The organism is Streptomyces sp. VNUA24, assembly GCF_029167005.1.
Lineage (GTDB): Bacteria > Actinomycetota > Actinomycetes > Streptomycetales > Streptomycetaceae > Streptomyces > Streptomyces scabiei.
On sequence record NZ_CP119143.1, the window covers coordinates 3,650,442 to 3,673,926 of the forward strand.

The 23,485-nt window shown below is 71.3% G+C and carries 19 protein-coding genes and 2 pseudogenes; 10 read left to right on the plus strand and 11 right to left on the minus strand.

What is annotated here, in order from left to right; all coding sequences use genetic code 11:
- The first annotated feature begins 186 nt into the window (after positions 1-186).
- Positions 187-1,008 (plus strand): phosphatase PAP2 family protein, encoded by an 822-nt coding sequence (locus PYR72_RS15095; protein ID WP_275455840.1) that lies wholly within the window; start codon positions 187-189, stop codon positions 1,006-1,008.
- 107 nt (positions 1,009-1,115) lie between these two features.
- On the opposite strand, the gene PYR72_RS15100 is transcribed toward PYR72_RS15095, so the two are convergent.
- The 7 genes from PYR72_RS15100 to PYR72_RS15130 all read right to left on the minus strand — a co-directional run bounded on the left by PYR72_RS15100 (position 1,116) and on the right by PYR72_RS15130 (position 8,986).
- Positions 1,116-1,580 (minus strand): hypothetical protein, encoded by a 465-nt coding sequence (locus PYR72_RS15100; RefSeq protein ID WP_059082561.1) that lies wholly within the window; start codon positions 1,578-1,580, stop codon positions 1,116-1,118.
- A gap of 202 nt (positions 1,581-1,782) precedes the next feature.
- Positions 1,783-3,201 carry an FAD-dependent oxidoreductase gene (locus tag PYR72_RS15105; protein WP_275455841.1) on the minus strand — a complete coding sequence of 473 codons (1,419 nt, stop codon included), beginning with the start codon at positions 3,199-3,201 and terminating at the stop codon, positions 1,783-1,785.
- 34 nt (positions 3,202-3,235) lie between these two features.
- Complete coding sequence (locus PYR72_RS15110) at positions 3,236-4,036, minus strand: ABC transporter permease (protein ID WP_275455842.1); 801 nt, start codon at positions 4,034-4,036, stop codon at positions 3,236-3,238.
- Positions 4,037-4,966 carry an ABC transporter permease gene (locus PYR72_RS15115; RefSeq protein ID WP_275455843.1) on the minus strand — a complete coding sequence of 310 codons (930 nt, stop codon included), beginning with the start codon at positions 4,964-4,966 and terminating at the stop codon, positions 4,037-4,039.
- Entirely contained in the window at positions 4,966-6,150 is a 1,185-nt protein-coding gene (locus PYR72_RS15120; protein WP_275455844.1) for an ABC transporter ATP-binding protein, read from the minus strand. The genes PYR72_RS15115 and PYR72_RS15120 overlap by 1 nt, the downstream gene beginning before the upstream one ends.
- Entirely contained in the window at positions 6,147-7,394 is a 1,248-nt protein-coding gene (locus tag PYR72_RS15125; RefSeq protein ID WP_275455845.1) for a spermidine/putrescine ABC transporter substrate-binding protein, read from the minus strand. The genes PYR72_RS15120 and PYR72_RS15125 overlap by 4 nt, the downstream gene beginning before the upstream one ends.
- A gap of 56 nt (positions 7,395-7,450) precedes the next feature.
- Positions 7,451-8,986: a gamma-aminobutyraldehyde dehydrogenase gene (locus tag PYR72_RS15130; protein WP_275455846.1), complete on the minus strand. Its 1,536-nt coding sequence runs from the start codon at positions 8,984-8,986 to the stop codon at positions 7,451-7,453.
- Between the two features lie 182 nt (positions 8,987-9,168).
- Between PYR72_RS15130 and PYR72_RS15135 the strand changes: the two genes are divergently transcribed.
- Positions 9,169-9,765 (plus strand): NADAR family protein, encoded by a 597-nt coding sequence (locus PYR72_RS15135; protein ID WP_275455847.1) that lies wholly within the window; start codon positions 9,169-9,171, stop codon positions 9,763-9,765.
- Positions 9,766-9,886: 121 nt separating this feature from the next.
- Here PYR72_RS15135 and PYR72_RS15140 read toward each other — a convergent pair whose 3' ends face one another.
- Complete coding sequence (locus PYR72_RS15140) at positions 9,887-10,591, minus strand: DUF4190 domain-containing protein (protein ID WP_275455848.1); 705 nt, start codon at positions 10,589-10,591, stop codon at positions 9,887-9,889.
- 543 nt (positions 10,592-11,134) lie between these two features.
- Between PYR72_RS15140 and PYR72_RS15145 the strand changes: the two are divergent.
- A pseudogene (locus PYR72_RS15145) lies at positions 11,135-12,303 on the plus strand (adenosine deaminase).
- A 25-nt stretch (positions 12,304-12,328) separates the two neighbouring features.
- The gene (locus tag PYR72_RS15150; protein ID WP_275455850.1) at positions 12,329-13,066 is read left to right on the plus strand and encodes a glycerophosphodiester phosphodiesterase; all 738 of its coding nucleotides are present in this window, start codon (positions 12,329-12,331) and stop codon (positions 13,064-13,066) included.
- A 382-nt stretch (positions 13,067-13,448) separates the two neighbouring features.
- Here the strand turns inward: PYR72_RS15150 and PYR72_RS15155 are convergent, their stop codons facing one another.
- From PYR72_RS15155 to PYR72_RS15165, 3 genes are all read right to left on the minus strand, one after another.
- Entirely contained in the window at positions 13,449-14,051 is a 603-nt protein-coding gene (locus PYR72_RS15155) for a hypothetical protein (protein WP_275455851.1), read from the minus strand.
- An 87-nt stretch (positions 14,052-14,138) separates the two neighbouring features.
- Positions 14,139-14,798, minus strand: coding sequence for a YceI family protein (locus PYR72_RS15160; protein WP_275455852.1), 660 nt, complete (start codon positions 14,796-14,798; stop codon positions 14,139-14,141).
- A 661-nt stretch (positions 14,799-15,459) separates the two neighbouring features.
- Positions 15,460-16,896 carry a gamma-aminobutyraldehyde dehydrogenase gene (locus PYR72_RS15165; protein ID WP_275455853.1) on the minus strand — a complete coding sequence of 479 codons (1,437 nt, stop codon included), beginning with the start codon at positions 16,894-16,896 and terminating at the stop codon, positions 15,460-15,462.
- A gap of 165 nt (positions 16,897-17,061) precedes the next feature.
- On the opposite strand from PYR72_RS15165, the gene PYR72_RS15170 reads away from it, so the two are divergent.
- The 6 genes and pseudogenes from PYR72_RS15170 to PYR72_RS15195 all read left to right on the plus strand — a co-directional run bounded on the left by PYR72_RS15170 (position 17,062) and on the right by PYR72_RS15195 (position 23,468).
- Positions 17,062-17,577, plus strand: coding sequence for an Lrp/AsnC family transcriptional regulator (locus tag PYR72_RS15170; RefSeq protein WP_013000377.1), 516 nt, complete (start codon positions 17,062-17,064; stop codon positions 17,575-17,577).
- 19 nt (positions 17,578-17,596) lie between these two features.
- On the plus strand, positions 17,597-18,961 hold the full coding sequence (locus tag PYR72_RS15175) for an aspartate aminotransferase family protein (protein ID WP_275455854.1): 1,365 nt from the start codon (positions 17,597-17,599) through the stop codon (positions 18,959-18,961).
- 228 nt (positions 18,962-19,189) lie between these two features.
- Positions 19,190-19,882 (plus strand): annotated as a pseudogene (locus PYR72_RS15180) (ATP-binding cassette domain-containing protein); the annotation flags it as partial.
- Between the two features lie 581 nt (positions 19,883-20,463).
- Positions 20,464-21,750, plus strand: a complete 1,287-nt coding sequence (locus PYR72_RS15185; protein WP_275455855.1) for a hypothetical protein — start codon at positions 20,464-20,466, stop codon at positions 21,748-21,750.
- 102 nt (positions 21,751-21,852) lie between these two features.
- Positions 21,853-22,260 carry a VOC family protein gene (locus PYR72_RS15190; protein WP_275455856.1) on the plus strand — a complete coding sequence of 136 codons (408 nt, stop codon included), beginning with the start codon at positions 21,853-21,855 and terminating at the stop codon, positions 22,258-22,260.
- 83 nt (positions 22,261-22,343) lie between these two features.
- Positions 22,344-23,468, plus strand: coding sequence for an LOG family protein (locus PYR72_RS15195; protein WP_275455857.1), 1,125 nt, complete (start codon positions 22,344-22,346; stop codon positions 23,466-23,468).
- The last annotated feature ends 17 nt before the right edge of the window (positions 23,469-23,485 follow it).

The window sequence follows — 23,485 nt, forward strand, 5'->3', positions numbered from 1 at the left end:
CCACGCTCCCCGGAACCGGAATCCGACCTGGGGTCCGATCCGGATTCCGGCCCGCGCGCACGGGCGTCGGAGCGCGTGAAGAAGGTGTGCAAAGTGCATGAGGGGTCGCGATTCCGGCTGTCCCGGCCGCGTTCCCTGCCGTAGGTTCTGATGCAGATGAGAGATACACCCCGCCCACAGGGGACTGTGGGCGACACCGGGTCGGGGCCTCCCCAGCTTCGCCCTGGTCGTGCCCTCGCGCACACACACGGAGCTTCCGGCTCCGGATCTCCTCACGGATCGGACGGCCGCCCGCCCCAAACCCCCCGGGGCGAGCGGCACACCGATCCGGACGGCCGTCCTCGAACCACCCCCCCTGTTCGAGGGCGGCCGACCATCTTCTCCGGCCCCTCCCGCCGGCCCGCCGCCCTCCTCCTTCTCGGCGCCCCGGCCCTGCTCTTCTCGCTGATCACCTGGCAGGTCCTCGCGCACGGCCCGCTGGCCCGCGCGGACGCACGCCTCAGCGACCTGCTCGTCCACCGGGGAGCGCCCACCCAGTTCCTCGCCGACCTCGGCAACGTCTCGGTCGCCGTCCCGGTCCTCGCCCTCGTGCTGCTGTACGTCGCGTGGCGCGCACGGGCCGACGGCCGGCGGGACGCGTGGCGGCCGTCCGCCGCGGCGGCGCTCCTCCTGGCCGCCGTACCGCTCTGGGTGATCCCGCTGAAGGAGCTCATCGCCCGGCCGGGTCCGCCGGTCATGGGACCGGGCACGGGTTTCTACCCCTCCGGCCACACCGCGACCGCCTCCGTCGCGTACGGCGCCGCCGTCCTGCTCCTGCTGCCCCTGCTGCGCGGCGCCCCCGCGCGCCGCGCGGTCGTGGTCCTCGCGGTCGTGCTGAACCTCGGGGTCGGCTTCGGTCTGGTGCGCCAGGGGTACCACTGGCCGCTCGACGTGGTGGCGAGCTGGTGCGTGTGCGTGCCGCTGCTCTCCTCGCTGTGGTTCCGGGGACCCGGGGGTCCTCGCGGGTGACGTCCGCGTCGGCCGCACGGGCGGCCGACGAGAGCGCGAAGCGGCCGGGAAGAACCGCCGTCACCCCGTCCGGGCGGCCGGGGGACGGCCGCCGTCGGACGTGGTCCTCAGCTCCCCGGCTGCCGGTCCTCGTCCCTGGCCAGGCTCGCCGCCGCCTCGTGCATCGCCAGTTCGAGCAGCGCCGGATCGGTGAGGGTGCCGCTGCCGTCCGGCGGGATCAGCCAGCGGACCCCGCCGGTCTGCCGTCCCGGGTACGGCACCACGATCCAGGTGCCGCCGCCCGCGCTGCGCACCCCCGTGCCGAGCCACCGCGACGCCGTGCCCGGCGGGACGAAGAACCCCATGCGGTCGTCGCCGAAGTCGGCGAGCACGGGTCCGGGCCGGTCGATGATGCGGGTGAGGACATCGAGGGTGGGATAGCCGAGCAGGCCCGGCAGGATCAGCACGTCCCACGCCCTGCCCGCCGGAAGCAGGGCGACCCCCAGGGGGTTGCGCTCCCACTCCCAGCGGCAGGCCTCGGGATCCGGTGACACGGATGCCAGCCACTCGGCCGCCGTCTTGGCCCCAGTCATGACAGGGACCTTCCTCTCTCTAGAGCTCCGTCGGACGCGGTTTTCGCGTCAGGAGCACAGACAGAGGTTGCGGCCGGGCATTACGCGGGTTCCGACCACTTCTTGGTGGTGAATGGAGTAACACGGCCCAGCAGGGCGTACGCCCGTTGATCACGCGCACGCCTTCACGCCCCGCAGACGGCCGGATTCCGGTTCCGGTGTCTCAGCTGTCGAAGCCCAGTCCCAGCCGGTCCATGGCCCTCAGCCACAGGTTGCGGCGCCCGGCATGGGAGTCGGCGCGGGCCAGGGACCACTTGGTGAGGGCGATACCGGTCCAGGCGAACGGCTCCGGCGGGAACGGCAGCGGCTTCCTGCGGACCATCTCCAGCGCGGTGCGCTCCGTGCGTTCGCCCGCGAGCAGGTCGAGCATGACGTCCGCGCCGAACCGGGTGGCGCCCACCCCCAGCCCCGTATAACCGGCCGCGTAGGCGACTCTGCCCTGGTGGGCGGTGCCGTAGAACGCCGAGAAGCGGGAGCAGGTGTCGATCGCGCCGCCCCAGGCGTGGGTGAACCGCAGGCCCTCCAGCTGCGGGAAGCAGGTGAAGAAGTGCCCGGCGAGTTTGGCGTACGTCTCCGGCCGGTCGTCGTACTCGGCGCGCACCCGGCCGCCGTAGGGGTACACCGCGTCGTAGCCGCCCCAGAGGATGCGGTTGTCGGCGCTGAGCCGGAAGTAGTGGAACTGGTTGGCGGAGTCCCCGAGCCCCTGCCGGTTCTTCCAGCCGACCGACGCCAGCTGCTCGGCGGTGAGCGGCTCGGTCATCAGGGCGTAGTCGTAGACGGGCACGGTGTACGCGCGGACGCGCCGGACCAGGCTGGGGAAGATGTTCGTGCCGAGCGCCACCTGCCGGCTACGGACCTGGCCGTAGGGGGTGCGGACGGCCATGCCGGCGCCGTACGCCTTGAGGGCGAGCGCGGGGGTGTGCTCGTAGACGCGGACGCCCAGGTTCAGGCACGCCCGCTTGAGGTTCCAGGCGAGCTTGGCCGGATGCAGCATGGCGACGCCCCGGCGGTCGTGCAGGCCGGCGCGGAAGGTCGGTGAGGCGACCTGGTCGCGTACGGCGTCGGCGTCCAGGAACTCGATGCCGTCGGCGAGGCCCCGGCCGGTGATCTCGTCGTACCAGTCGCGCAGTTCCCGGGCCTGGTAGGGCTCGGTGGCGACGTCGATCTCGCCGGTGCGTTCGAAGTCGCAGTCCAGGCCGTGGCGGGCGACCGCCGCCTCGATCTCGTCGAGGTTGCGGGCGCCCAGCTCCTCCAGTGTGTGGATCTCGTCGGGCCAGCGGGCGAGACCGTTGGCCAGGCCGTGGGTGAGCGAGGCGGCGCAGAAGCCGCCGTTGCGGCCGGAGGCGGCCCAGCCCACCTCACGGCCTTCCAGCAGGACCACGTCCCGCCCCGGGTCGCGCTCCTTGGCGTTCAGCGCGGTCCACAGCCCGCTGTAGCCACCGCCGACGACCAGCAGGTCGCAGGTCTCGGCGCCGGTGAGCGCGGGCTCGGGGCGGGGTTTGCCCGGGTCTTCGAGCCAGTACGGGACCGGCCGGGCTTCGGAGAGTGACTTCGTCCAACGGCTCATGGCGCTCGGGGCCATGATTTCAACTCCCTACGGAAGGTGCGCGAAAGGCTTATGCCTTCTGCTTGTTGCGGCGATTGCCGATGACCATGGAGACCAGCACCAGCAGCACGGCGACCAGGAACATGGCCGTACCGATGACGTTGATCTGGACGGGCGTGCCGCGCTGTGCCGAACCCCAGACGAACATGGGGAAGGTGACGGTCGAGCCCGCGTTGAAATTGGTGATGATGAAATCGTCGAAGGAGAGCGCGAAGGCGAGCATCGCGCCCGCGGCGATTCCGGGGGCCGCGATCGGCAGGGTGACCCTGATGAAGGTCTGGAAGGGCCCGGCGTAGAGATCCTGGGCGGCCTGCTCCAGGCGCGGGTCCATCGACATCACACGCGCCTTGACCGCCGTGACGACGAAGCTCAGGCAGAACATGATGTGCGCGATGAGGACGGTCCAGAAGCCCAGCTGGGCGCCCATGTTGAGGAACAGGGTGAGCAGCGAGGCCGCCATGACGACCTCGGGCATCGCCATCGGCAGGAAGATCAGCGAGTTCACCGCGCCGCGCGCCCGGAAGCGGTAGCGGACCAGCGCGAAGGCGATCATCGTGCCGAGGACGGTCGCGCCGATCGTCGCCCAGAGAGCGATCTGCAGGCTGAGGGAGAGCGAGCCGCACATACCGGCGACCCCGCAGGGGTCCTGCCAGGCGTCCGTGGAGAAATGCTGCCACTCGTAATTGAAGCGGCCCTTCGGTTTGTTGAAGGAGAACACCGTGACGACGACGTTCGGCAGCAGCAGATAACCGAGCGTGCACAGTCCCGCGATGACGACGAGATGGCGCTTGAGCCAGTTGACGAAGGCCATTTAAACCAGATCCTCCGTCCCGGACCTGCGGATGTAGAGCGTGACCATGAAGAGGATCGCGGCCATCAGGATGAAGGAGAGGGCCGCGGCCGTCGGGTAGTCGAGAATGCGCAGGAACTGCGTCTGGATCACGTTTCCGACCATACGGGTGTCGGTGGATCCGAGCAGGTCCGCGTTGACGTAGTCACCGGCCGCCGGGATGAAGGTCAGCAGCGTGCCGGAGACCACGCCCGGCATCGACAGCGGGAAGGTCACCTTGCGGAAGGTGGTGACCGGCCTCGCGTACAGGTCGCCCGCGGCCTCGTGCAGCCGTCCGTCGATGCGCTCCAGCGAGGTGTAGAGCGGAAGGATCATGAACGGCAGGAAGTTGTACGTCAGACCGCAGACGACCGCGAGCGGTGTGGCCAGCACACGGTCGCCGGCCGTCCAGCCGAGCCAGTTGGTGACGTCCAGGACGTGCAGGGTGTTGAGGGCGCCGACGACCGGGCCGCTGTCCGCGAGGATCGTCTTCCAGGCGAGCGTGCGGATCAGGAAGCTGGTGAAGAAGGGCGCGATCACCAGGATCATGATCAGGTTCCGCCAGCGTCCCGCGCGGAACGCGATCAGATACGCCAGCGGATACCCCAGCACCAGGCAGAGGACCGTCGCGGCACCGGCGTACAGGATCGAGCGCAGGAACTGCGGCCAGTACTCGGACAGCGCGTCCCAGTAGGTGGCGAAGTGCCAGGTGACCTTGTAGCCCTCCTCCAGGGAGCCCGTCTGCACGGACGTGGAGGCCTGGTAGATCATCGGCAGCGCGAAGAAGACGACCAGCCAGAGGATGCCGGGCAGCAGCAGCCAGTACGGCGTGAGGCGGCCTCTTCTGCGGGGCGGCTTCTTCTCGGGCGCGGTCGGGGTGAGAGGCGGCGGCGCCTCGGTGAGGGTCGCCATCAGGCCGTCGCCTCTTCCTGGATGCCGGCGGAGCCCGTCGTCCCGGCAAGCAGGGACTGGGCGGCGTCCAGACCGAAGGTGTGCGCCGGGTTCCAGTGCAGGACGACCTCGGCGCCGGGCACCAGCCGGTCGTCGCGGTCGATGTTCTGGGCGTAGACCTCGAACTCGGGGCAGACGGGGCTGTCGATGACGTACTGCGTGGAGACGCCGATGAAGGAGGAGTCGGCGATCCTCCCGGTGATCCGGTTGCGGCCCACGGGGATCTCCCCCGCCTGGTCGGCGTGGGTCAGGGAGATCTTCTCGGGACGGACGCCGACCAGCACCCTGCCCCCGGTCGCGGACGGTCCGGAGTACCGCGCCTCGGGCAGCACCAGCTTGCCGCCGCCGGCCTTCAGCACGATCTCGCCGCCGCTGCGGGAGTCGACCTCGGCCTCGATGAGGTTGGAGGTGCCGAGGAAGTTGGCGACGAAGGTGGTCTGCGGGTTCTCGTACAGGTCGGTCGGCGAGCCGAGCTGTTCGACCCTGCCGCCGTTCATCACGGCGACCGTGTCGGCCATGGTCATGGCCTCCTCCTGGTCGTGCGTGACGTGCACGAAGGTGATGCCGACCTCGGTCTGGATGCGCTTGAGCTCCAGCTGCATCTGGCGGCGCAGCTTGAGGTCGAGGGCGCCGAGCGGCTCGTCCAGGAGCAGCACCTTGGGCGTGTTGATCAGCGCCCGGGCGACGGCGACGCGCTGCTGCTGGCCGCCGGAGAGCTGGTGCGGCTTCTTGCGCGCCTGCTCCCCCAGCTGGACGAGCTCCAGCATGTCCTCGACCTGCTTCTTCACCGACTTGATGCCGCGCCGGCGCAGTCCGAAGGCGACGTTCTCGAAGATGTCGAGGTGCGGGAAGAGGGCGTAGGACTGGAAGACGGTGTTCACCGGCCGCTTGTAGGGGGGCAGCCGGGTGACCTCCTGGTCGCCGAGGTGCACGGTGCCCGTGGTGGGCTCCTCCAGGCCGGCGATCATGCGCAGGGTGGTGGTCTTGCCGCAGCCGGAGGCGCCGAGCAGGGCGAAGAAGGAGCCCTGGGGCACGGTCAGGTCCAGCGGGTGCACGGCGGTGAAGCCGTTGTCGTAGGTCTTGCTGATGCCGGAGAGGCGGACGTCCCCGCCGTGGTCGGTGGTCTTGTTCGTCACGGTGATCACGCCCCCGTCAGCTTCGCGAACTTCTGTTCAAATTCCGTCTCTTCCTTCGCGCTCAGCGAGCGGAAGGCGTGCGACTTCGCGGCCATGGCCTTGTCGGGGATGATCAGCGGGTTGTTCGCCGCATCCGGGTCGAGCTTCTCCAGCTCGGCCTTCACGCCGTCGACGGGCGACACGTAGTTGATGTACGCGGCGAGCTCGGCGGCCGGCTTGGGCTGGTAATAGAAGTCGATCAAGCGCTCGGCGTTCGTCTTGTGACGGGCCTTGTTGGGGATCAGCATGTTGTCGGTCGACGTCATGTATCCGCTCTCGGGGATGATGAAGTCGATGTCCGGGCTGTCCGCCTTCAGCTGGACGACGTCACCGGCCCAGGCGACACAGGCCGCGAAGTCGCCGCTGGTCAGGTCGGAGGTGTAGTCGTTGCCCGTGAAGCGGCGGATCTGTCCCTTGTCGACGGCCTTCTGGAGCCGCGCGATCGCCGCGTCGTAGTCGTCGGCGGTGAAGTTCGCCGGGTCCTTGCCCATGTCGAGCAGGGTCATGCCGACGCTGTCGCGCATCTCCGACAGGAAGCCGACCCGGCCCTTGAGCTTGTCGTTGTCGAGCAGGTCGGAGATCGACTTCACCTCCTGGCCGTCGAGGGCCTTCTTGTTGTAGGCGATGACGGTCGAGATGCCCTGCCAGACGTAGGAGTGGGCCCGCCCCGGATCCCAGTCCGGGTCGCGGAACTGCGCGGACAGGTTGGCGTAGGCGTGCGGCAGGTTGGAGGCATCCAGTTTCTGTACCCATCCGAGGCGGATGAGCCGGGCGGCCAGCCAGTCGGTGAGGACGATGATGTCCCGCCCGGTGTCCTGGCCCGCGGCCAGCTGCGGCTTGATCTTGCCGAAGAACTCGACGTTGTCGTTGATGTCCTCGGTGTACTTGACCGATATGCCGGTCTGCTTCTTGAACTGGTCGAGCGTGGGGTGGCGCTTCTCGCTGTCGTCCACGTCGATGTACTCGGTCCAGTTGGAGAAGTTGACGGTCTTCTCCTTCGCCGAGTGGTCCTCCGCGGAGACCCCGCCCTGAGTGTTGCCGGCCGCGGGGATACCGCAGGCGCTCAGCGCCCCGAGACCGCCGACCGCGAGCGCGCCGCCCGCGGAGGCACGCAGCAGGGACCGCCGGGTCATGGCGGCCCGGCCGCTTCGGAAGCTGCGCCGCATGGCGGCCACTTGGGCCGGCGACAGGCGGTCGGGCTCGTACTGCTCCATGCGCTGATGCCCTTTCGGGAAGGTGGGCGGCCGCGGGTCGGGCGGCCTGAGATCGGCTAGCGGTCCCCGAAGATCGTGCGGTGCCAGTCCTTCCTGGCGATCGCCGTATTGTCGAACATGACGTGCTTGAGCTGGGTGTACTCCTCGAACGAGTACGCGGACATGTCCTTGCCGAAGCCGGATGCCTTGTAGCCGCCGTGCGGCATCTCGCTGATGATCGGGATGTGGTCGTTGACCCACACGCACCCGGCCCTGATCTCCCGGGTCGCGCGGCCGGCCCGGTACACGTCCCGGCTCCAGGCGGAGGCGGCGAGGCCGTACGGGGTGTCGTTCGCGAGCCGGATGCCCTCGTCGTCGCTGTCGAAGGGCAGGACCACGAGCACCGGTCCGAAGACCTCGGACTGGACGATCTCGCTGTCCTGGGCGGCGTCGACCACGAGCGTGGGCCGATAGTACGCGCCACTCTCCAGCTCTCCCCCGGGCGCCTCGCCCCCGGTGACCACGCGCGCGTACCCGCGCGCCCGCTCGACGAAGGCGGCCACCCGGTCCCGCTGGACGTGCGAGACCAGCGGCCCGAGATCGGTCCCCGGGGCGAACGGGTCACCGAGCCGGACGGTCTCCATGAGCGCGGCGGTCCGCTCCACGAACGTCTCGTACAGCGGCCGCTGCACGTACGCGCGCGTGGCGGCCGTGCAGTCCTGCCCGGTGTTGATGAGGGCGCCCGCGACCGCGCCGTTGGCGGCGGCCTCCAGGTCGGCGTCGTCGAAGACGACGAACGGGGCCTTGCCGCCCAGTTCCAGGTGCAGCCGCTTGACGGTGGCCGTGGCGATCTCGGCGACGCGCCTGCCGACGGCCGTGGACCCGGTGAAGGAGGTCATGACCACGTCGGGGTGGCCGACGAGGTGCTCCCCGGCCTCCCTGCCGGTCCCGCAGACGATGTTGATCACACCGTCGGGGATGCCGGCGTCCGTGGCGGCCTGCGCGAACAGCAGGGAGGTGAGCGGGGTGGTCTCGGCGGGCTTGAGGACGATCGTGTTGCCCGCCGCGACCGCCGGGAGGATCTTCCAGGCGGCCATCTGGAGGGGATAGTTCCACGGTGCGATGGAACCCACCACCCCGATGGGCTCACGGCGTACGTACGAGGTGTGGTCGCCCGAGTACTCGCCGGCCGACTGGCCCTGGAGGTGCCGGGCGGCGCCCGCGAAGAACGCGATGTTGTCGATGGTGCCGGGCACGTCGAACTCACGCGTCAGCTTGAGCGGCTTCCCGCACTGCAGGGACTCGGCCCGCGCGAACTCCTCCGCCCGGTCGGCCACCACCGCGGCGAAGCGGTGCAGCGCGTCCGAGCGTTCCCCGGGCGTGGTGGCGGCCCAGCCCGGAAAGGCGGCACGGGCGGCGGCCACGGCCGCGTCCACGTCGTGGGTGCCCGCCGCCTCGTAGGTGAGGATCTCGTCGCCGGTCGCGGGGTCGACGACCGCCTGGGTGTGGCCCGATGTGCCCTTCGTCAGGCGGCCGGCGACGTACTGCGCGCCGACCGCGAAGCGGTCCTGTGCGGGGAACCGGTCCGGGGTCGCGGTGCCCGGTTTCTGCATGTCGCTCTCCTCCGCCTGTGCCCCCTCTGTCCACGGGGGTGGGTGGCGTAGCTCCAGCTCGATTTGAGTGCCGATCCTGACAGAGCCATGCGGCACCAACAAGGGATTCCGTTGTTGCCTTTTGGTTACGCGACGGAATCTGTCGACCAGGTGTCGAGTCAGCACGGAAAATCGAGGACGGAATGTCAGTGGCGGCTGCCAGACTCGACGCCATGGAGAAGATCGATTCCTGGGACACGCTGAAGGAAGCGGTCCGCGCGGGGGCGAGGATCAGGTACCTGCACTTCTGGGGGCACCGGCCACGGCCCGACGGCCGGGTCGGCGCGAGCTGTCTGAGTCAGTGGTGGCCCTCGCCGTTCACGGTGGACGGGGTGGAGTACGCGACGGCCGAGCACTGGATGATGGCGTCGAAGGCCCGGCTGTTCGGGGACGCGGAGGCCGAGCGCAGGGCCGTGGCGGCGGCGGGCCCCGCGCAGGCCAAGAAGATCGGGCGGCTCGTACGGGGCTTCGACGAGGCGCTGTGGGAGCAGGAGCGCTTCGCGATCGTCGCCGAGGGCAGCTTCCACAAGTTCGCCGCCCACCCCGAACTGCAGGCGTTCCTGCTCGGCACGGGCAACCGCGTCCTCGTCGAGGCCAGCCCCCTGGACCGTGTCTGGGGCATCGGCCTCGCGGCGGACGACGAACGCGCCATGGACCCCGCGCGGTGGCGGGGCCCCAATCTGTTGGGCTTCGCACTGATGGCGGCCCGTGAGCGCCTGCTGAGCGGGGCCGACGTCTGAGCGCTGCCGGGCCCCGCGCCGGGCGGGTGCGGGGCGCGGGCGCGTGACGGCGTCCTGGTGCGGGTGGTGCGAGGTCACCGCCGACGGTGGAGGGGGTGCCCGGGGCGGCGGCCGGCCGCGTTCAGGTCGGCTGTGCCTGGGAGAGCGACGTGGAGTAGCCGTCGTCGACCGGGGCGGGGCCCGGGTCGAAGTCGCCGCCGGGAGCCACGACGAGCAGGACGATGATGCCGATGCCGAGCAGGATGCCGACCACTCCGCAGATGATCCCGGCGAGGGCGTGCCCGGGGTTCGTCGCCTCACCCCTGCGGGCCTTGACCCGGCCGATGGACCCGAAGATCACGGCCATGATCCCGAGCAGGATCGCCAGCGGCCACAGACAGAACAGCGCGGCGGCGCAGATACCGAGCACCATCGCCGCGATGCCCATCCCGTTGCTCGGCGGGGGCGCCATCACGGGCCACGGGTAGCCCGCGCCGGGAGCCGGATGGCCGAACCCGGGGTGGGTGTGGCCGCCCGGGTACGCCGCCGGGTACTGCGGATGGCCGTACGGGAGCTGCCCGGGCCCGTCCGGAGCGAGCGGCGGGGGCGGTACGGGGGCGTAGGGCACGCCCGCCGCGAGCGGCGGGTAGGGCATGGGGGGCGCGGGCGGGGCGAACGGGTCGGGGGACGGGGCGGCCCACGGCCCGCCCGGTGGCGCGAACGGGCCCGGACCCGCCGAGGGCGCCGGCGCCGCGGGAACCCCGGCGGGCGTCGGCCCACCGGCACCGGTACCGGCCTGCGGACCGATGCCGCCCGGCTGCGCGCCGGGCGCGGACGCCACCGTCATCCCGTCGTGCACCTGGGCCGGAGGAGACACGGGACGCGTGGCGGGCGCGGGCCTCGTGTCCGGCTTGTCCAGCACGACCGCGGGCGCCGGCGTCGGCGTCGGCCTCGCGTCCTCGGTCCGATCCGGTGGCGATTCCGGAATCCGGTCCTGTGGCGATGCCGGAAGGTGGTCCGGTGGGGGCGCCGGAAGGCGGTCCGGTGGAGGCGCCGGAATCCGGTCCTGTGGCGATGCCGGAAGGTGGTCCGGTGGGGGCGCCGGAAGGCGGTCCTGCGGAGGCGCCGGAAGGCGGTCCGGTGGAGGCGCCGGAAGGCGGTCCGGTGGAGGCGCCGGAAGGTGGTCCGGTGGGGGCGCCCACGGGTCCGGCTGCGCGTCGGCCGGTGTCTTCGGGATCGGTGCCTCGTCGGACGGCATGAGCGGTTCCCCCTGGTGTCACGTTCGCGCCGATCCGCGTCGCTTCTCCCTCGCACGCGATCGGCTGTACGTTCGGTCATGCTAAAGCCCGGGGTCAGCGTGGGGAATCGCCGCCTACGATGATCCCGAGTCATCGATCAGCCGATCACCCGCGTCCCCCGGCGCAGACCCACGGCCCGGGGCGGACGCCGTTCCGGGGAGGAACCTTGACCGACCACCGCACCGCCCAGGGCGTGCCCGTGAACCCCGCCGTTCCCGGCGCTTCCCGCAGCCGCGACCTGACCGCCTTCATCGCCGGTCTGCCCAAGGCCGAACTGCACGTGCACCACGTCGGCTCCGCCTCCCCCCGTATCGTCTCGGAACTGGCCGCCCGCCACCCCGACTCCAAGGTGCCGACGGACCCCGAGGCGCTCGCGGACTACTTCTCGTTCACGGACTTCGCGCACTTCATCCAGGTGTACCTCTCCGTCGTCGACCTCATCCGCACCCCGGAGGACGTCCGGCTGCTGACGTTCGAGGTGGCGCGGGACCTCGCCCGGCAACAGGTCCGGTACGCCGAGCTGACCATCACACCGTTCTCCTCCACGCGGCGCGGGATCGACGAGCTGGCCTTCATGGCGGCGATCGAGGACGCGCGCAAGGCGGCGGAGGCCGAGTTCGGGACCGTACTGCGGTGGTGCTTCGACATCCCCGGCGAGGCCGGGCTCGAAGCCGCCGAGGAGACGGCACGGCTCGCGACCGAGGACCGGGTGCGCCCCGAGGGGCTGGTGTCGTTCGGGCTCGGCGGGCCCGAGATCGGCGTACCGCGACCGCAGTTCAAGCCGTACTTCGACCGGGCGATCGCGGCCGGCCTGCACTCCGTGCCGCACGCCGGCGAGACGACCGGCCCCGAGACCATCTGGGACGCGCTGATCGAGCTCCGCGCGGAACGCATCGGGCACGGCACCAGCGCGGCGGCCGATCCGAAGCTGCTCGCCCACCTCGCCGAGCACCGGATCGCCCTGGAGGTCTGCCCGACCTCGAACATCGCCACGCGCGCGGTCCGCACCCTGGACGAACACCCCGTCAAGGAGTTCGTGCGCGCCGGGGTGCAGGTCACCATCAACTCCGACGACCCGCCGATGTTCGGCACCGACCTCAACACCGAGTACGCGGTGGCCGCCCGCCTGCTGGACCTCGACGAGCGGGGACTCGCCGCGCTCGCGAGGAACGCCGTGGAGGCGTCCTTCCTCGACGCGCCCGGCAAGGCCCGGCTGTCCGCCGAGATCGACACCTACACCTCGGCCTGGCTGACCCCCTGACCCGATCGGGACCACCATCACCCCCATGCGCACCGTGACAGCCGTCGCCCACCGCGGCGCCCCCTACCGCCACCGTGAGAACACGCTCGACTCCCTGCGGGCCGGACTCGGACTGGGTGCGGACGCCGTCGAGTTCGACGTCCGCACGACCCGCGACGGCGTGCCCGTCCTGCTCCACGACTCCACGCTGGACCGGCTGTGGAAGGTGGAACGGCCGCTGTCCGCCCTCTCCGCCGCGGAACTGAGCGGGCTGACGGCCGGCGGGGTGCCGACGCTGGCCGACGCGCTGCTCGCCACCGGGGACAGCCGGGTGATGGTGGACCTGCCGGGCGCGGTGAACCGGCGGGCGGTGCGCCGGGTCCTGGACGTCGTCCGGGAGCACCGGGCCGAGGAGCGGGTCTACTACAGCGCCGACCCGCCCACCCTGCTGGCGGTCCGGGCCGCCGCCCCGACCGCCGAGCTGGCCCTCACCTGGAAGACCCTCGCCCCACCCCGCCCCGCCCTCCTCGACGCGATCCGCCCCCGGTGGCTCAACTACCGCTTCGGTCTCGTCACCGGCGCCCTGGTGGACCGCGTCCACCGGGACGGCCACCTGCTGTCGGTCTGGACCCCGGACACCCGGCGCTCGATGCGCCGCCTGATGGAGCTGGGCGTCGACTCGATCACCACCAACAGGGTGGACGCGCTGTGCGCGCTGCGGCGGCATCTGACGCACTGCGGTACGGGGGCCGAGACCTCGCCCCCGTCGCGGACCAGGCCGTAGCGGGGGGGGCGCGGCGGTCGGAGGGCGTCGAGCGCTTCGGTGGCGCGACGGGCGTCGGGGGCGTCCGAGCCGGTCGGTGGTGCGGCGGCGCGCGGTCCCGTGTCTGCCGCGTCGCCATCCCGATCGCCATCGCCATCGCCATCGCGATCAGCCGGCAGCGGAAGCTGTGCGGATCGCGCGGGGTGCCGAGGCCGCCGACCGCGCGGCGCGGTCTCCCGCACGACGCCGTCGACGTCGGCGTGACCGTGCAGGGCCCGGCCGACGAGGGGGTGGACGAGCGGCAGCCGGCCCCCGACCTGCTCGCGCTCGTCGAGGGCCTGCCACGGTCCCCCGCCTGCGCACCCCGCCGGGGCCGGGCCTGCACGGGCGGAGACAGGGGTCCCTACGGAGACGGTCTGAAGGCGGCCGGGACTGCCGTCGCCCCACCGCCAACGTCCGTGCCTGCCGCCCCGCCAACTTCCGTGTCTGCCGCCCCGCGGCCGTCCCAGCCGCCGGTGAGCGCCTCCAGCCGCTTGATCCGCTGCCGGACGACGTACAGCGGGATCACCCCGAACACGCCGAACGACATGTCGATCACCGTCCACCAGAAGGGGATGCCCCGGATCGGCCCGCAGATCAGGGCCAGCGGGACGATCCCCGCGCAGGCGATCATGCCGAACTCGACGACCCAGACGTTGCGGACCGGGTCGCGGTAGGGGCCGTAGAAGGCCACCGCGATCACCAGGTGCGCGAAGGCCAGCCAGTCGGTGCCGTACAGGAGGAACGGGTACGCGGCGTCGGCCTCGTCGAGTCCCGCCCGTACGCGCTCGATCCATTCCATGAGTGCCGGCAGCCGGTCCCCGACGGACAGCGAACGCAGCAACTCCTCCGTCCACCGCAGCTCGTGGACCAACGGGAACGCGGTGGCGCCGCTCAGCACCAGACAGACGACGAAGAAGACCAGCCACGCACGGATGCCCTTCAACAGGGCGGCTCTGTCGCTCATGCCGGGGAGCGTACGCCCCTCCTTGAACGTGTTCAAAAGCGGGGGCCCGGCAGTGACTGCCGGGCCCCTCGGGAACACGACCGGGCGTCAGCCGCCGGGGATCGAGCGGATCACGGCGAGGTCGAACTGCAGGCGCACCTTCTCGCTCACCATGGCTCCGCCCTCCGCCAGCCGCTGGTTGTACGTGAGGCCCCATTCGGACCGGTTGATGGTGGTCGTCCCGTCGAAACCGACCCGCTCATATCCGAACGGGTCCAGCACGTGCCCTATATAGGTGAGTTCGAGATCCACGGGACGGGTGACATTCTTGATCGTGAGTTCTCCGGCCATGCGGTAGACATCGTTGCCCACCGGACGGACCGCGGTACTCACGAAACGCATGCGCGGATAAGCCGCCGCGTCCAGGAAGTCGCGGCCCGTGAGATGGGCGTCGCGTTGTTGCACTCCGGTGTCGACGGAGGCGGTGGACAGAATGATCTCGGCCCGTGAACGCGCCGGATCACGACCGTCGAAGTAGAGCCGGCTCTGGTATTCGGTGAACGCCCCGCGCACGGTCGTCACCAGGGCGTGCCGGACGGAGAAGCCGATACGGCTGTGCGCCGCGTCGATCATCCATTCGCCGGTCAGCATGGCCAGGCCGGGGTCGGACGGGCCGGTGGAAGGGAATGCCCGCGACTCGTGGGGGAGTTGCGAGGCCGTGGGGGATGCCGGGCGGCGCAGGGACGCAGCACGGGTGAACAGGTTCATGGTTCACGTAACTACGGCACGACGGAATACGCCGCAACCCTTCGGCAGTCGATCCGTCGCGTCCGAATCGGCGTCGAAAGGCCGATAAAACGCCACCGCACGACGGACGGTCGCACGATCTCCACATCATCGTCACGCATTGCGCGCGGCTCCGCCGGCCTCGCGGTGACCGAAATGGGACGTCGGCATCATTTTCGCCGGCCGCGCACCCGAGTATGGGCGCGGATACGGCGGAAGGACCCTCAAGCCGCACAATTCCCTTCACGATCGCGCGAACTCCCGGCCTCGGGCGGACGTGCCGGACCACGCGACGGCGAGTCGGGCACGCGGAACATCACCGTGGAAGCTCAGGGAGTTGTCGGGAGACTCAGGGAGTCGTCGCCGAGGGCAACGGCGTGAGGCCCTCGGCCGAGGGCCGAAGGCGGGCGCTCGCGGCGACCGCACCCGGCGCCGACCGCCGCGAGTCGCCCCCGTGACCGGAGTCGGCGCCGATACGGACGGCCGTCCCGGGCTACGCCGGACTCCCCCGGCACCGGACTCCCCCGGCATCAGGGCAAACGGCCCGCCGGGCCGCGCGTCGTACGCGCGGCCCGGCGGCCGGAGCCTCGGCCCGGCGACGTCAGCCCAGCGACCTCAGCCCAGCGACGTCAGCCCGGCGACCTCAGCCCAGCGACGTCATGACGTGCTTGATCCGCGTGTAGTCGTCGAACCCGTAGCCCGAGAGGTCCTTGCCGTACCCGGACTTCTTGAACCCGCCGTGCGGCATCTCCGCGACCAGCGGGATGTGCGTGTTGATCCACACGCAGCCGAAGTCCAGCGCCTTGGACATCCGCATCGCGCGCGCGTGGTCCTTCGTCCACACCGACGACGCCAGCGCGTACTCGACGCCGTTCGCCCAGGTCACGGCCTGCGCCTCGTCCGAGAACGACTGCACCGTGATGACCGGTCCGAAGACCTCGTTCTGGATGATCTCGTCGTCCTGCCGGAGCCCGGAGACGACGGTCGGCGCGTAGAAGTACCCCTTGTCGCCGACCCGCTGACCGCCGGCCTCGACCTTGGCGTGGGCCGGCAGCCGCTCGATGAAACCGGAGACCTGCTTGAGCTGGTTGGGGTTGTTGAGCGGGCCGAACAGCACGTCCTCGTCGTCCGGCTGCCCGGTCTTCGTCTCGGCGGCGGCCTTCGCCAGCGCGGCCACGAACTCGTCGTGGATCGACTCCTGCACCAGCACGCGGGTGGCGGCCGTACAGTCCTGCCCGGCGTTGAAGAAGCCGGCCACGGAGATGTCCTCGACGGCCTTGGCGATGTCGGTGTCGGAGAAGACGACGACCGGTGCCTTGCCGCCCAGCTCCAGGTGGACGCGCTTGACGTCCTTGGCGGCGGACTCGGCGACGGACATGCCCGCCCGCACGGACCCGGTGATGGACGCCATCGCCGGGACCGGGTGCTCGACCATCAGGCGCCCGGTGTCACGGTCACCCGTGATCACGTTGAAGACGCCCTTCGGCAGGATCGCCCCGATGATCTCCGCCATGAGGACGGTCGAGGCCGGCGTGGTGTCCGACGGCTTCAGCACGACCGTGTTGCCGGCGGCGATCGCCGGCGCGAACTTCCACACCGCCATCATCATCGGGTAGTTCCACGGCGCGACCTGGGCGCAGACGCCGACCGGCTCACGGCGGACGATCGAGGTCATCCCCTCCATGTACTCGCCGGCCGACCGGCCTTCCAGCATCCGCGCGGCGCCCGCGAAGAACCGGATCTGGTCCACCATCGGCGGGATCTCCTCGGAGCGGGTCAGCCCGATCGGCTTGCCCGTGTTCTCGACCTCCGTCGCGATGAGTTCCTCGGCCCGCTCCTCGAACGCGTCGGCGATCTTCAGCAGGGCCTTCTGGCGCTCGGCCGGGGTGGTGTCGCGCCAGGCCGGGAACGCGGCCTCGGCGGCGGCCATCGCCGCGTCGACATCGGCCTGGCCGGACAGGGGCGCGGTCGCGTAGGCCTCGCCCGTCGCGGGGTTGACCACCTCGGTGGTCCGTCCGTCGACGGCGTCACGGAATTCCCCGTCGATGTAGTTACGCAGACGACGCAGCTCGGTGCTCACTGCCGGGCCCTCCAGATGTGGGTGTCCATTCCTTGAGACACCACCCTAATCGGCTGACCCACGTTTTCAACACCCCCAACCCGCCGCCTGCTGCGAAATCCGCAAGCTACGACCCCGTAAACAACGAATTTCATCGATCCAGCCTTGCGGAACTGTCGAGACGTCGTGCACAGTGACCCCGTGGCCAGTCGAAGCTCAGACCAGAAGGACTCCAGGGAGCCCAGGAACGGCACTCCGCAACTGGACGCCGTCTCCCTCGCCATCGTCGAACAGCTGCAGGAGGACGGCAGACGGCCGTACGCCGCGATCGGCAAGGCCGTCGGCCTGTCCGAGGCGGCCGTGCGCCAGCGCGTCCAGAAGCTGCTCGACCAGGGCGTGATGCAGATCGTCGCCGTCACGGACCCGCTCACCGTGGGCTTCCGGCGGCAGGCGATGCTCGGCATCAACGTCGACGGCGACCTGGACCCCGTGGCGGACGCGCTGACGGCCATGCCGGAGGTCGAGTACATCGTGATCACCGCCGGCTCCTTCGACCTGATGGCGGAAGTCGTCTGCGAGGACGACGACCACCTCCTGGAGGTCATCAACAAGCGCATCCGGACACTGCCCGGCGTCCGTTCCACCGAGAGCTTCGTCTACCTCAAGCTCAAGAAGCAGACCTATATGTGGGGAACCCGATAACCGTGAGGACGCGATACCCGTGAGCCCCAAGGATCTCAGCCAGACCGCGTACGACCACCTGTGGATGCACTTCACCCGCATGTCCTCGTACGAGAACGCCCCGGTACCCACCATCGTCCGGGGCGAGGGCACGTACATCTACGACGACAAGGGCAGGCGCTACCTCGACGGTCTCGCCGGTCTCTTCGTCGTCCAGGCGGGCCACGGCCGCACCGAGCTGGCGGAGACCGCGTTCAAGCAGGCGCAGGAGCTGGCGTTCTTCCCGGTGTGGTCCTACGCCCACCCGAAGGCCGTCGAGCTGGCGGAACGCATCGCCTCCTACGCCCCCGGCGACCTGAACAAGGTCTTCTTCACCACCGGCGGCGGCGAGGCGGTCGAGACCGCCTGGAAGCTCGCCAAGCAGTACTTCAAGCTCCAGGGCAAGCCGACCAAGTACAAGGTCATCTCCCGCGCGGTCGCCTACCACGGCACCCCGCAGGGCGCCCTGTCCATCACCGGCCTGCCGGCCCTGAAGGCCCCCTTCGAGCCGCTGGTGCCGGGCGCGCACAAGGTCCCCAACACCAACATCTACCGCGCCCCGATCTTCGGCGACGACCCCGAGGCCTTCGGCCGCTGGGCCGCCGACCAGATCGAGCAGCAGATCCTCTTCGAGGGCCCCGAGACGGTCGCGGCCGTCTTCCTGGAGCCGGTGCAGAACGCGGGCGGCTGTTTCCCGCCGCCGCCCGGCTACTTCCAGCGGGTCCGCGAGATCTGCGACCAGTACGACGTGCTGCTGGTGTCGGACGAGGTCATCTGCGCCTTCGGCCGGCTCGGCACGATGTTCGCCTGCGACAAGTTCGGCTACGTCCCGGACATGATCACCTGCGCCAAGGGCATGACCTCGGGCTACTCGCCGATCGGCGCCTGTGTCGTCTCGGACCGCATAGCCGAGCCCTTCTACAAGGGTGACAACACCTTCCTGCACGGCTACACCTTCGGCGGCCACCCGGTCTCCGCGGCCGTCGGCGTCGCCAACCTCGACCTGTTCGAGCGCGAGGGCCTCAACCAGCACGTCCTCGACAACGAGGGGGCGTTCCGCTCCACGCTGGAGAAGCTCCACGACCTGCCGATCGTCGGCGACGTCCGCGGCAACGGCTTCTTCTACGGGATCGAGCTGGTCAAGGACAAGGCGACGAAGGAGAGCTTCGACGAGGCCGAGACCGAGCGGATCCTCTACGGCTTCCTGTCGAAGAAGCTGTTCGAGAACGGTCTGTACTGCCGCGCCGACGACCGGGGCGACCCGGTCGTCCAGCTCGCCCCGCCGCTGATCTCCGACCAGTCGACCTTCGACGAGATCGAGCAGATCCTGCGCGCGACGCTCACGGAGGCGTGGACGCTGCTGTAGGCCCCCGGCGGGCCGGCGCCGACGGGCGCACGGCCCACCGGCGTCACGCGCCCGCCGAACGGCCCGGGACACCCCCGTACGAGTGAGATGGGGGTGTCCCGGGCCGTGTGCTGTCCGGCCTGTGCCGCCCCGACTCCCTAGCGTGCCCCTGTAACCGATCGGCCCTGCCTTCGTTCCCCGGACGGGGGGCTCCCCCGGCAATCCTGATCCGAACCGAGGTGTACGCCCATGGTGGCCCCGCCGGACAACGACGTGCTCTGGGCACGTGGTCTGACCCACGCGCACGACGGCTCGCCCGCCCTGCAAGGCGTGTCGCTGGGTGTCCGGGAGGGCGAGATCCTCGCCGTCACCGGCCCGCGCGGCAGCGGGAAGACCACGCTCCTGCGGTGCCTGTCCGGCCAGCTGCGGGTGCAGCGCGGGGAGGTCTGGTTCAACAGCGTCCCCGTGCACACCATGGGTCCGCTCGCCCGGGAGCGGCTGCGTCTGGACCGCTTCGCCTGGATCGACCCCGAGCCGGTCCTGGTCCCCGAGCTGAACGCCTGGGAGAACACCGCCCTGCCGCTGATGCTGCGCGGCACCGGCCGCCGGGCCGCCAAGGCCGCCGCCCTGGAGTGGCTGGAGCGCCTCGACATCCGCGACGCGGCCCGCAAGCGGCCGCACGCGCTCCTCCAGTCCGAGCGTCAGCGGGTGGTCGTGGCCCGGGCCCTGGTCTCCGGCCCCACGGTGCTCTTCGCGGACGAGCCGACCGCCGCGCTGCACCGCGCCGAACACGGCCACGTCCTGCGCACCCTCACCACGGCCGCCCGCTCGCACGACATCACGGTCGTCCTGGCCACCCACGACCCCGAGACGGCCTCCCTCGCGGACCGCACGCTGACCCTGCTGGACGGCCGCCGGGTGAACACCGTCCACCTGCCCCCGACCCCGAAGGCCGAGGACAGCCACCGCCGCCCCACCCGACGGACAGCCCACTCCGCCGAGGGGAGCAACCGGCCCGCCGCCGAGGGGGCAGGCGAGGCAGCGGCCCAGGAGGGAGGGGTGACGGGGACTCCACAGACAGGCACGGCCACGGCCCGACAGGGAAGCGAGCCCGTCACCCGACAAGCACGCGAGGCCGACGGACGGCAGGCGGGCAAGGCCGACAGCCGACAAGCGGGCGAGGCCATGACCCGACCGGCCGGCGAAGCCGTGGCCCGGCAAGCGGACGAAACAGCGGCCCGACAGGGAAGCGAAGCCGTCACCCGACAAGCGCGCGAGGCCAGCAGCCGACAAGCGGGCGAAGCCACAACCCGACCGGCCGGCGAAGCCGTGGCCCGGCAAGCGGACGAAACAGCGGCCCGACAGGGAAGCGAAGCCGTCACCCGACAAGCGCGCGAGGCCATCGGACAGCGGGCGGGCGAGGCCGGCGGACGGCGGGCAGGCGGGGTCTCGGCCGAAGGGGACCCGCCAGGTGGTCCGGACGCGGAGGAGCGGGCCTCGGCCGACGGGGAAGGCCGGGCCGCGTGCTCGCTCTCCGCCTAGCCCGCCGGGCCCACCCCGTCGTCCAGCTCCGTCGGCTCCTGGTCGCCGCGGCCGCCGGCGGTACGGGATTTCTGCTGCTCTGCGCCCTCGGGCACGCCATGACCCACCCGCACGCCCCGGCCGGTTCGGTGCTGAGGCTGGCCTGGTGCCTCGCCCCCGCCGCGGCGACCGTGTACTTCGCCGTGACGGTGGCCCGCACCGACCCCGGCACCCGGCCCCGCCCGGGGCTGTCCGCGATCGGCCTCGGCCCGGGCCGGCTGATGGCCGTCTCGGCGGTCACCACGGCCCTGTCCACCGTGCTCGGCTCGCTCCTCGCCCTGCTGGTCTTCCTCCACCTGCGCGGCGACCTCACCGGCATGCCCTTCGACGGCGCCGCCGCCGACGTCCTCGCCGCCGGGCACCCGCTGCCCCTCCCGGCTGCCCTCACCCTCCTCGCCCTGGTACCGGCCGCCGCGTCCGTCGCGACCGCCCTCGTCCTGCGCCCGGCGCACACCGGCGCCCGCCCCTCCGGCCTCCGGACGCGTTTCATGGCGTACGACACCTTCGCCATCGGCCGGCGCGCCGCCTCCCCGGCGGGCGCCACCCGGTACGAGGAGGAGCCCGGCGACGCGGAGGACGCGCCCGCGGCCCCCCACCGACCGGCCGAACCGACCGCCCCGCGCCCCGCCCCCGGCGGCCTCCCCTGGGGCGTCACCGTGCTCGCCGTCGGCCTCGCCGTCGAGACGTACGCGGGGCGGTCCGGCGACGGCTCCGGCCTCTCCCTGCCCGGCGGCTTCGCGGACAGCCCCGCCGGTGTGCTCGGGGGCTGGCTGCTCACCGCCGTGGGGCTGGTCCTCACCGGGCCCGGGCTCACCCATCTCACCGGGCGCCTCCTCCAGTCCGTCCGCCCCGGCGCACTGCGCCTCCTGTCCGGGCGCGTGCTCCAGGAAGAGGCGCGCCGCATCGGGCGTCCGCTCGGAGTGGTGTGCGCGGTGGCATCCGGGGCGTACGCCATGGTGACGCTGTCCTCCGGCGTGCCCCCAGCGGTCGGACCGCTCACCACGCTGGGCGCGCTCGTGGTGGCCGGCTGTGCCGTGCTCACCCTCGCGACGGCCGCCGTGGAGGCCCGGAGGGCGCACGCGGACACCACGGCAGCCCTGGTCCGGCTGGGGGCGCCGAGCGCCCTGCCCCGGCAGGCGGCCCTGCTCCGCGCGGGAGCCCTGCTCGCCGTGTTCGGCCCCCTGACCTGGACGGTCGCCCAGCTGGCCGCGCTCCCGCTGGCCGCCTGAAAACTCGTACGAGAAAAGTCTCCGCGCGCCGATGAATTCCGCGGGGGCCCCCGGTCTACCCCTGCGAACGGACCGACACGACGGAACGGAAGAGAACGCGCCATGTACCAGCAGATGATCTTCATCAACCTGCCCGTGAACGACCTCGACGTCTCGAAGAAGTTCTTCACGGAGCTGGGGTACACGCTCAACCCCCAGTTCAGCGACGAGAACGCGGCCTCCGTCGTGATCAGCGACACGATCGTGGCGATGCTGCTCACCAAGCCGTTCTACTCGTCCTTCACCAAGAAGGAGATCGCGGACGCCACCCGCACCAGCGAGGTGATGCTCTGTCTGAGCGCCGAGAGCCGCGAGAAGGTGGACGAGCTGGTCGAGAAGGCGGCCGCCGCCGGCGGCACCGTGTCGGAGAAGGTCCAGGAGATGGACTTCATGTACGGCCGCGCCTTCGACGACCTCGACGGCCACACCTGGGAGGTCGTCTGGATGGACCCGGCGGCGATCGAGGGCTGACCACGCCTCGCCACCGTCCCGGACGGCCGCGCCCCTGTCCACAGGCCCGGGCCCGCCCCGGCGCGGCGGCCTAGCATGGGCGCGTGCAGACGATGCCCGCCCATGCGGCCCACCACGACGACCACGAGATCGAGACGATCGAGGAGTTCGACGCGATCGTCTCGGCACGTGGCACCCTCTCCGGATTCCGCGTCCAGGCCGTCGACCTGACGGACCGTACGCGGGAGCTGCTCCACACCGGCACGGCCGGAGCCGTCTTCCTCGGCTGCCCGATGCGCGCGGAGGCCGCGGCGAAGGTCCGCACGGACGGTGCCCTGGTCTTCCCGCCCGTCCCCGGCCTGCCGTTCGACCCGTACCGCGGCCTGCTCTACTCCCCCGACGAGTTGTTCGCCTCCCTGGCGGACGACGGCTACGAGGCCACGCCCGACGCCCTCGCGTACGCCTGGTTCCAGCGCACCAAGGCGGACCGGGACGTCTACGCCTCCCTGCTGCGCGCCGTCCACGACGACTCCGTCTCGGACGCCCTCGACGAACTCCTGACCGGCGCCCGGGTGGTGGGCGTGATGGGCGGCCACGCGATGGCGCGCGGCACGGAGGCGTACGAGGGCGCCGCCCGGCTCGGCCGCACCCTGGCACGTTCGGGTCTCACCGTCGCCACCGGCGGCGGTCCGGGCGCGATGGAGGCCGCGAACCTGGGCGCCTACGCGGCCCCGTACGACGACGAGATGCTCGCCGAGTCCCTGCGACTCCTGGCGAAGGCACCGAAGTTCACGCCCTCCGTCACCGCGTGGGCGAGCGCCGCGTTCGAGGTACGCGCCCACTGGCCGAGGGGCGGCACCTCCGTCGGCATCCCCACCTGGTTCTACGGCCACGAGCCGCCGAACCCCTTCGCCTCGCACATCGCCAAGTACTTCGCCAACGCCACCCGCGAGGACGGCCTCCTCGCCCGCTCCACCGCCGGCATAGTCTTCCTGCCCGGCGCCGCCGGGACCGTACAGGAGGTCTTCGACAACGCGACCCCCAACTACTACGAGTCGCGCGGCGAACCGACCCCCATGGTCCTCGTCGACCGCGCTCACTGGACGGAGCGGCTGCCGGCCTGGCCGTTGCTCCGGTCACTGGCCCGGGGGCGCTCGATGGAGGACCGGATCGCGCTGGTGGACACGATCGAGGAGGCCCCGGACGCGCTGGCGCGTCTGGGGGCATGAGGCCGGGACCGGCCGAA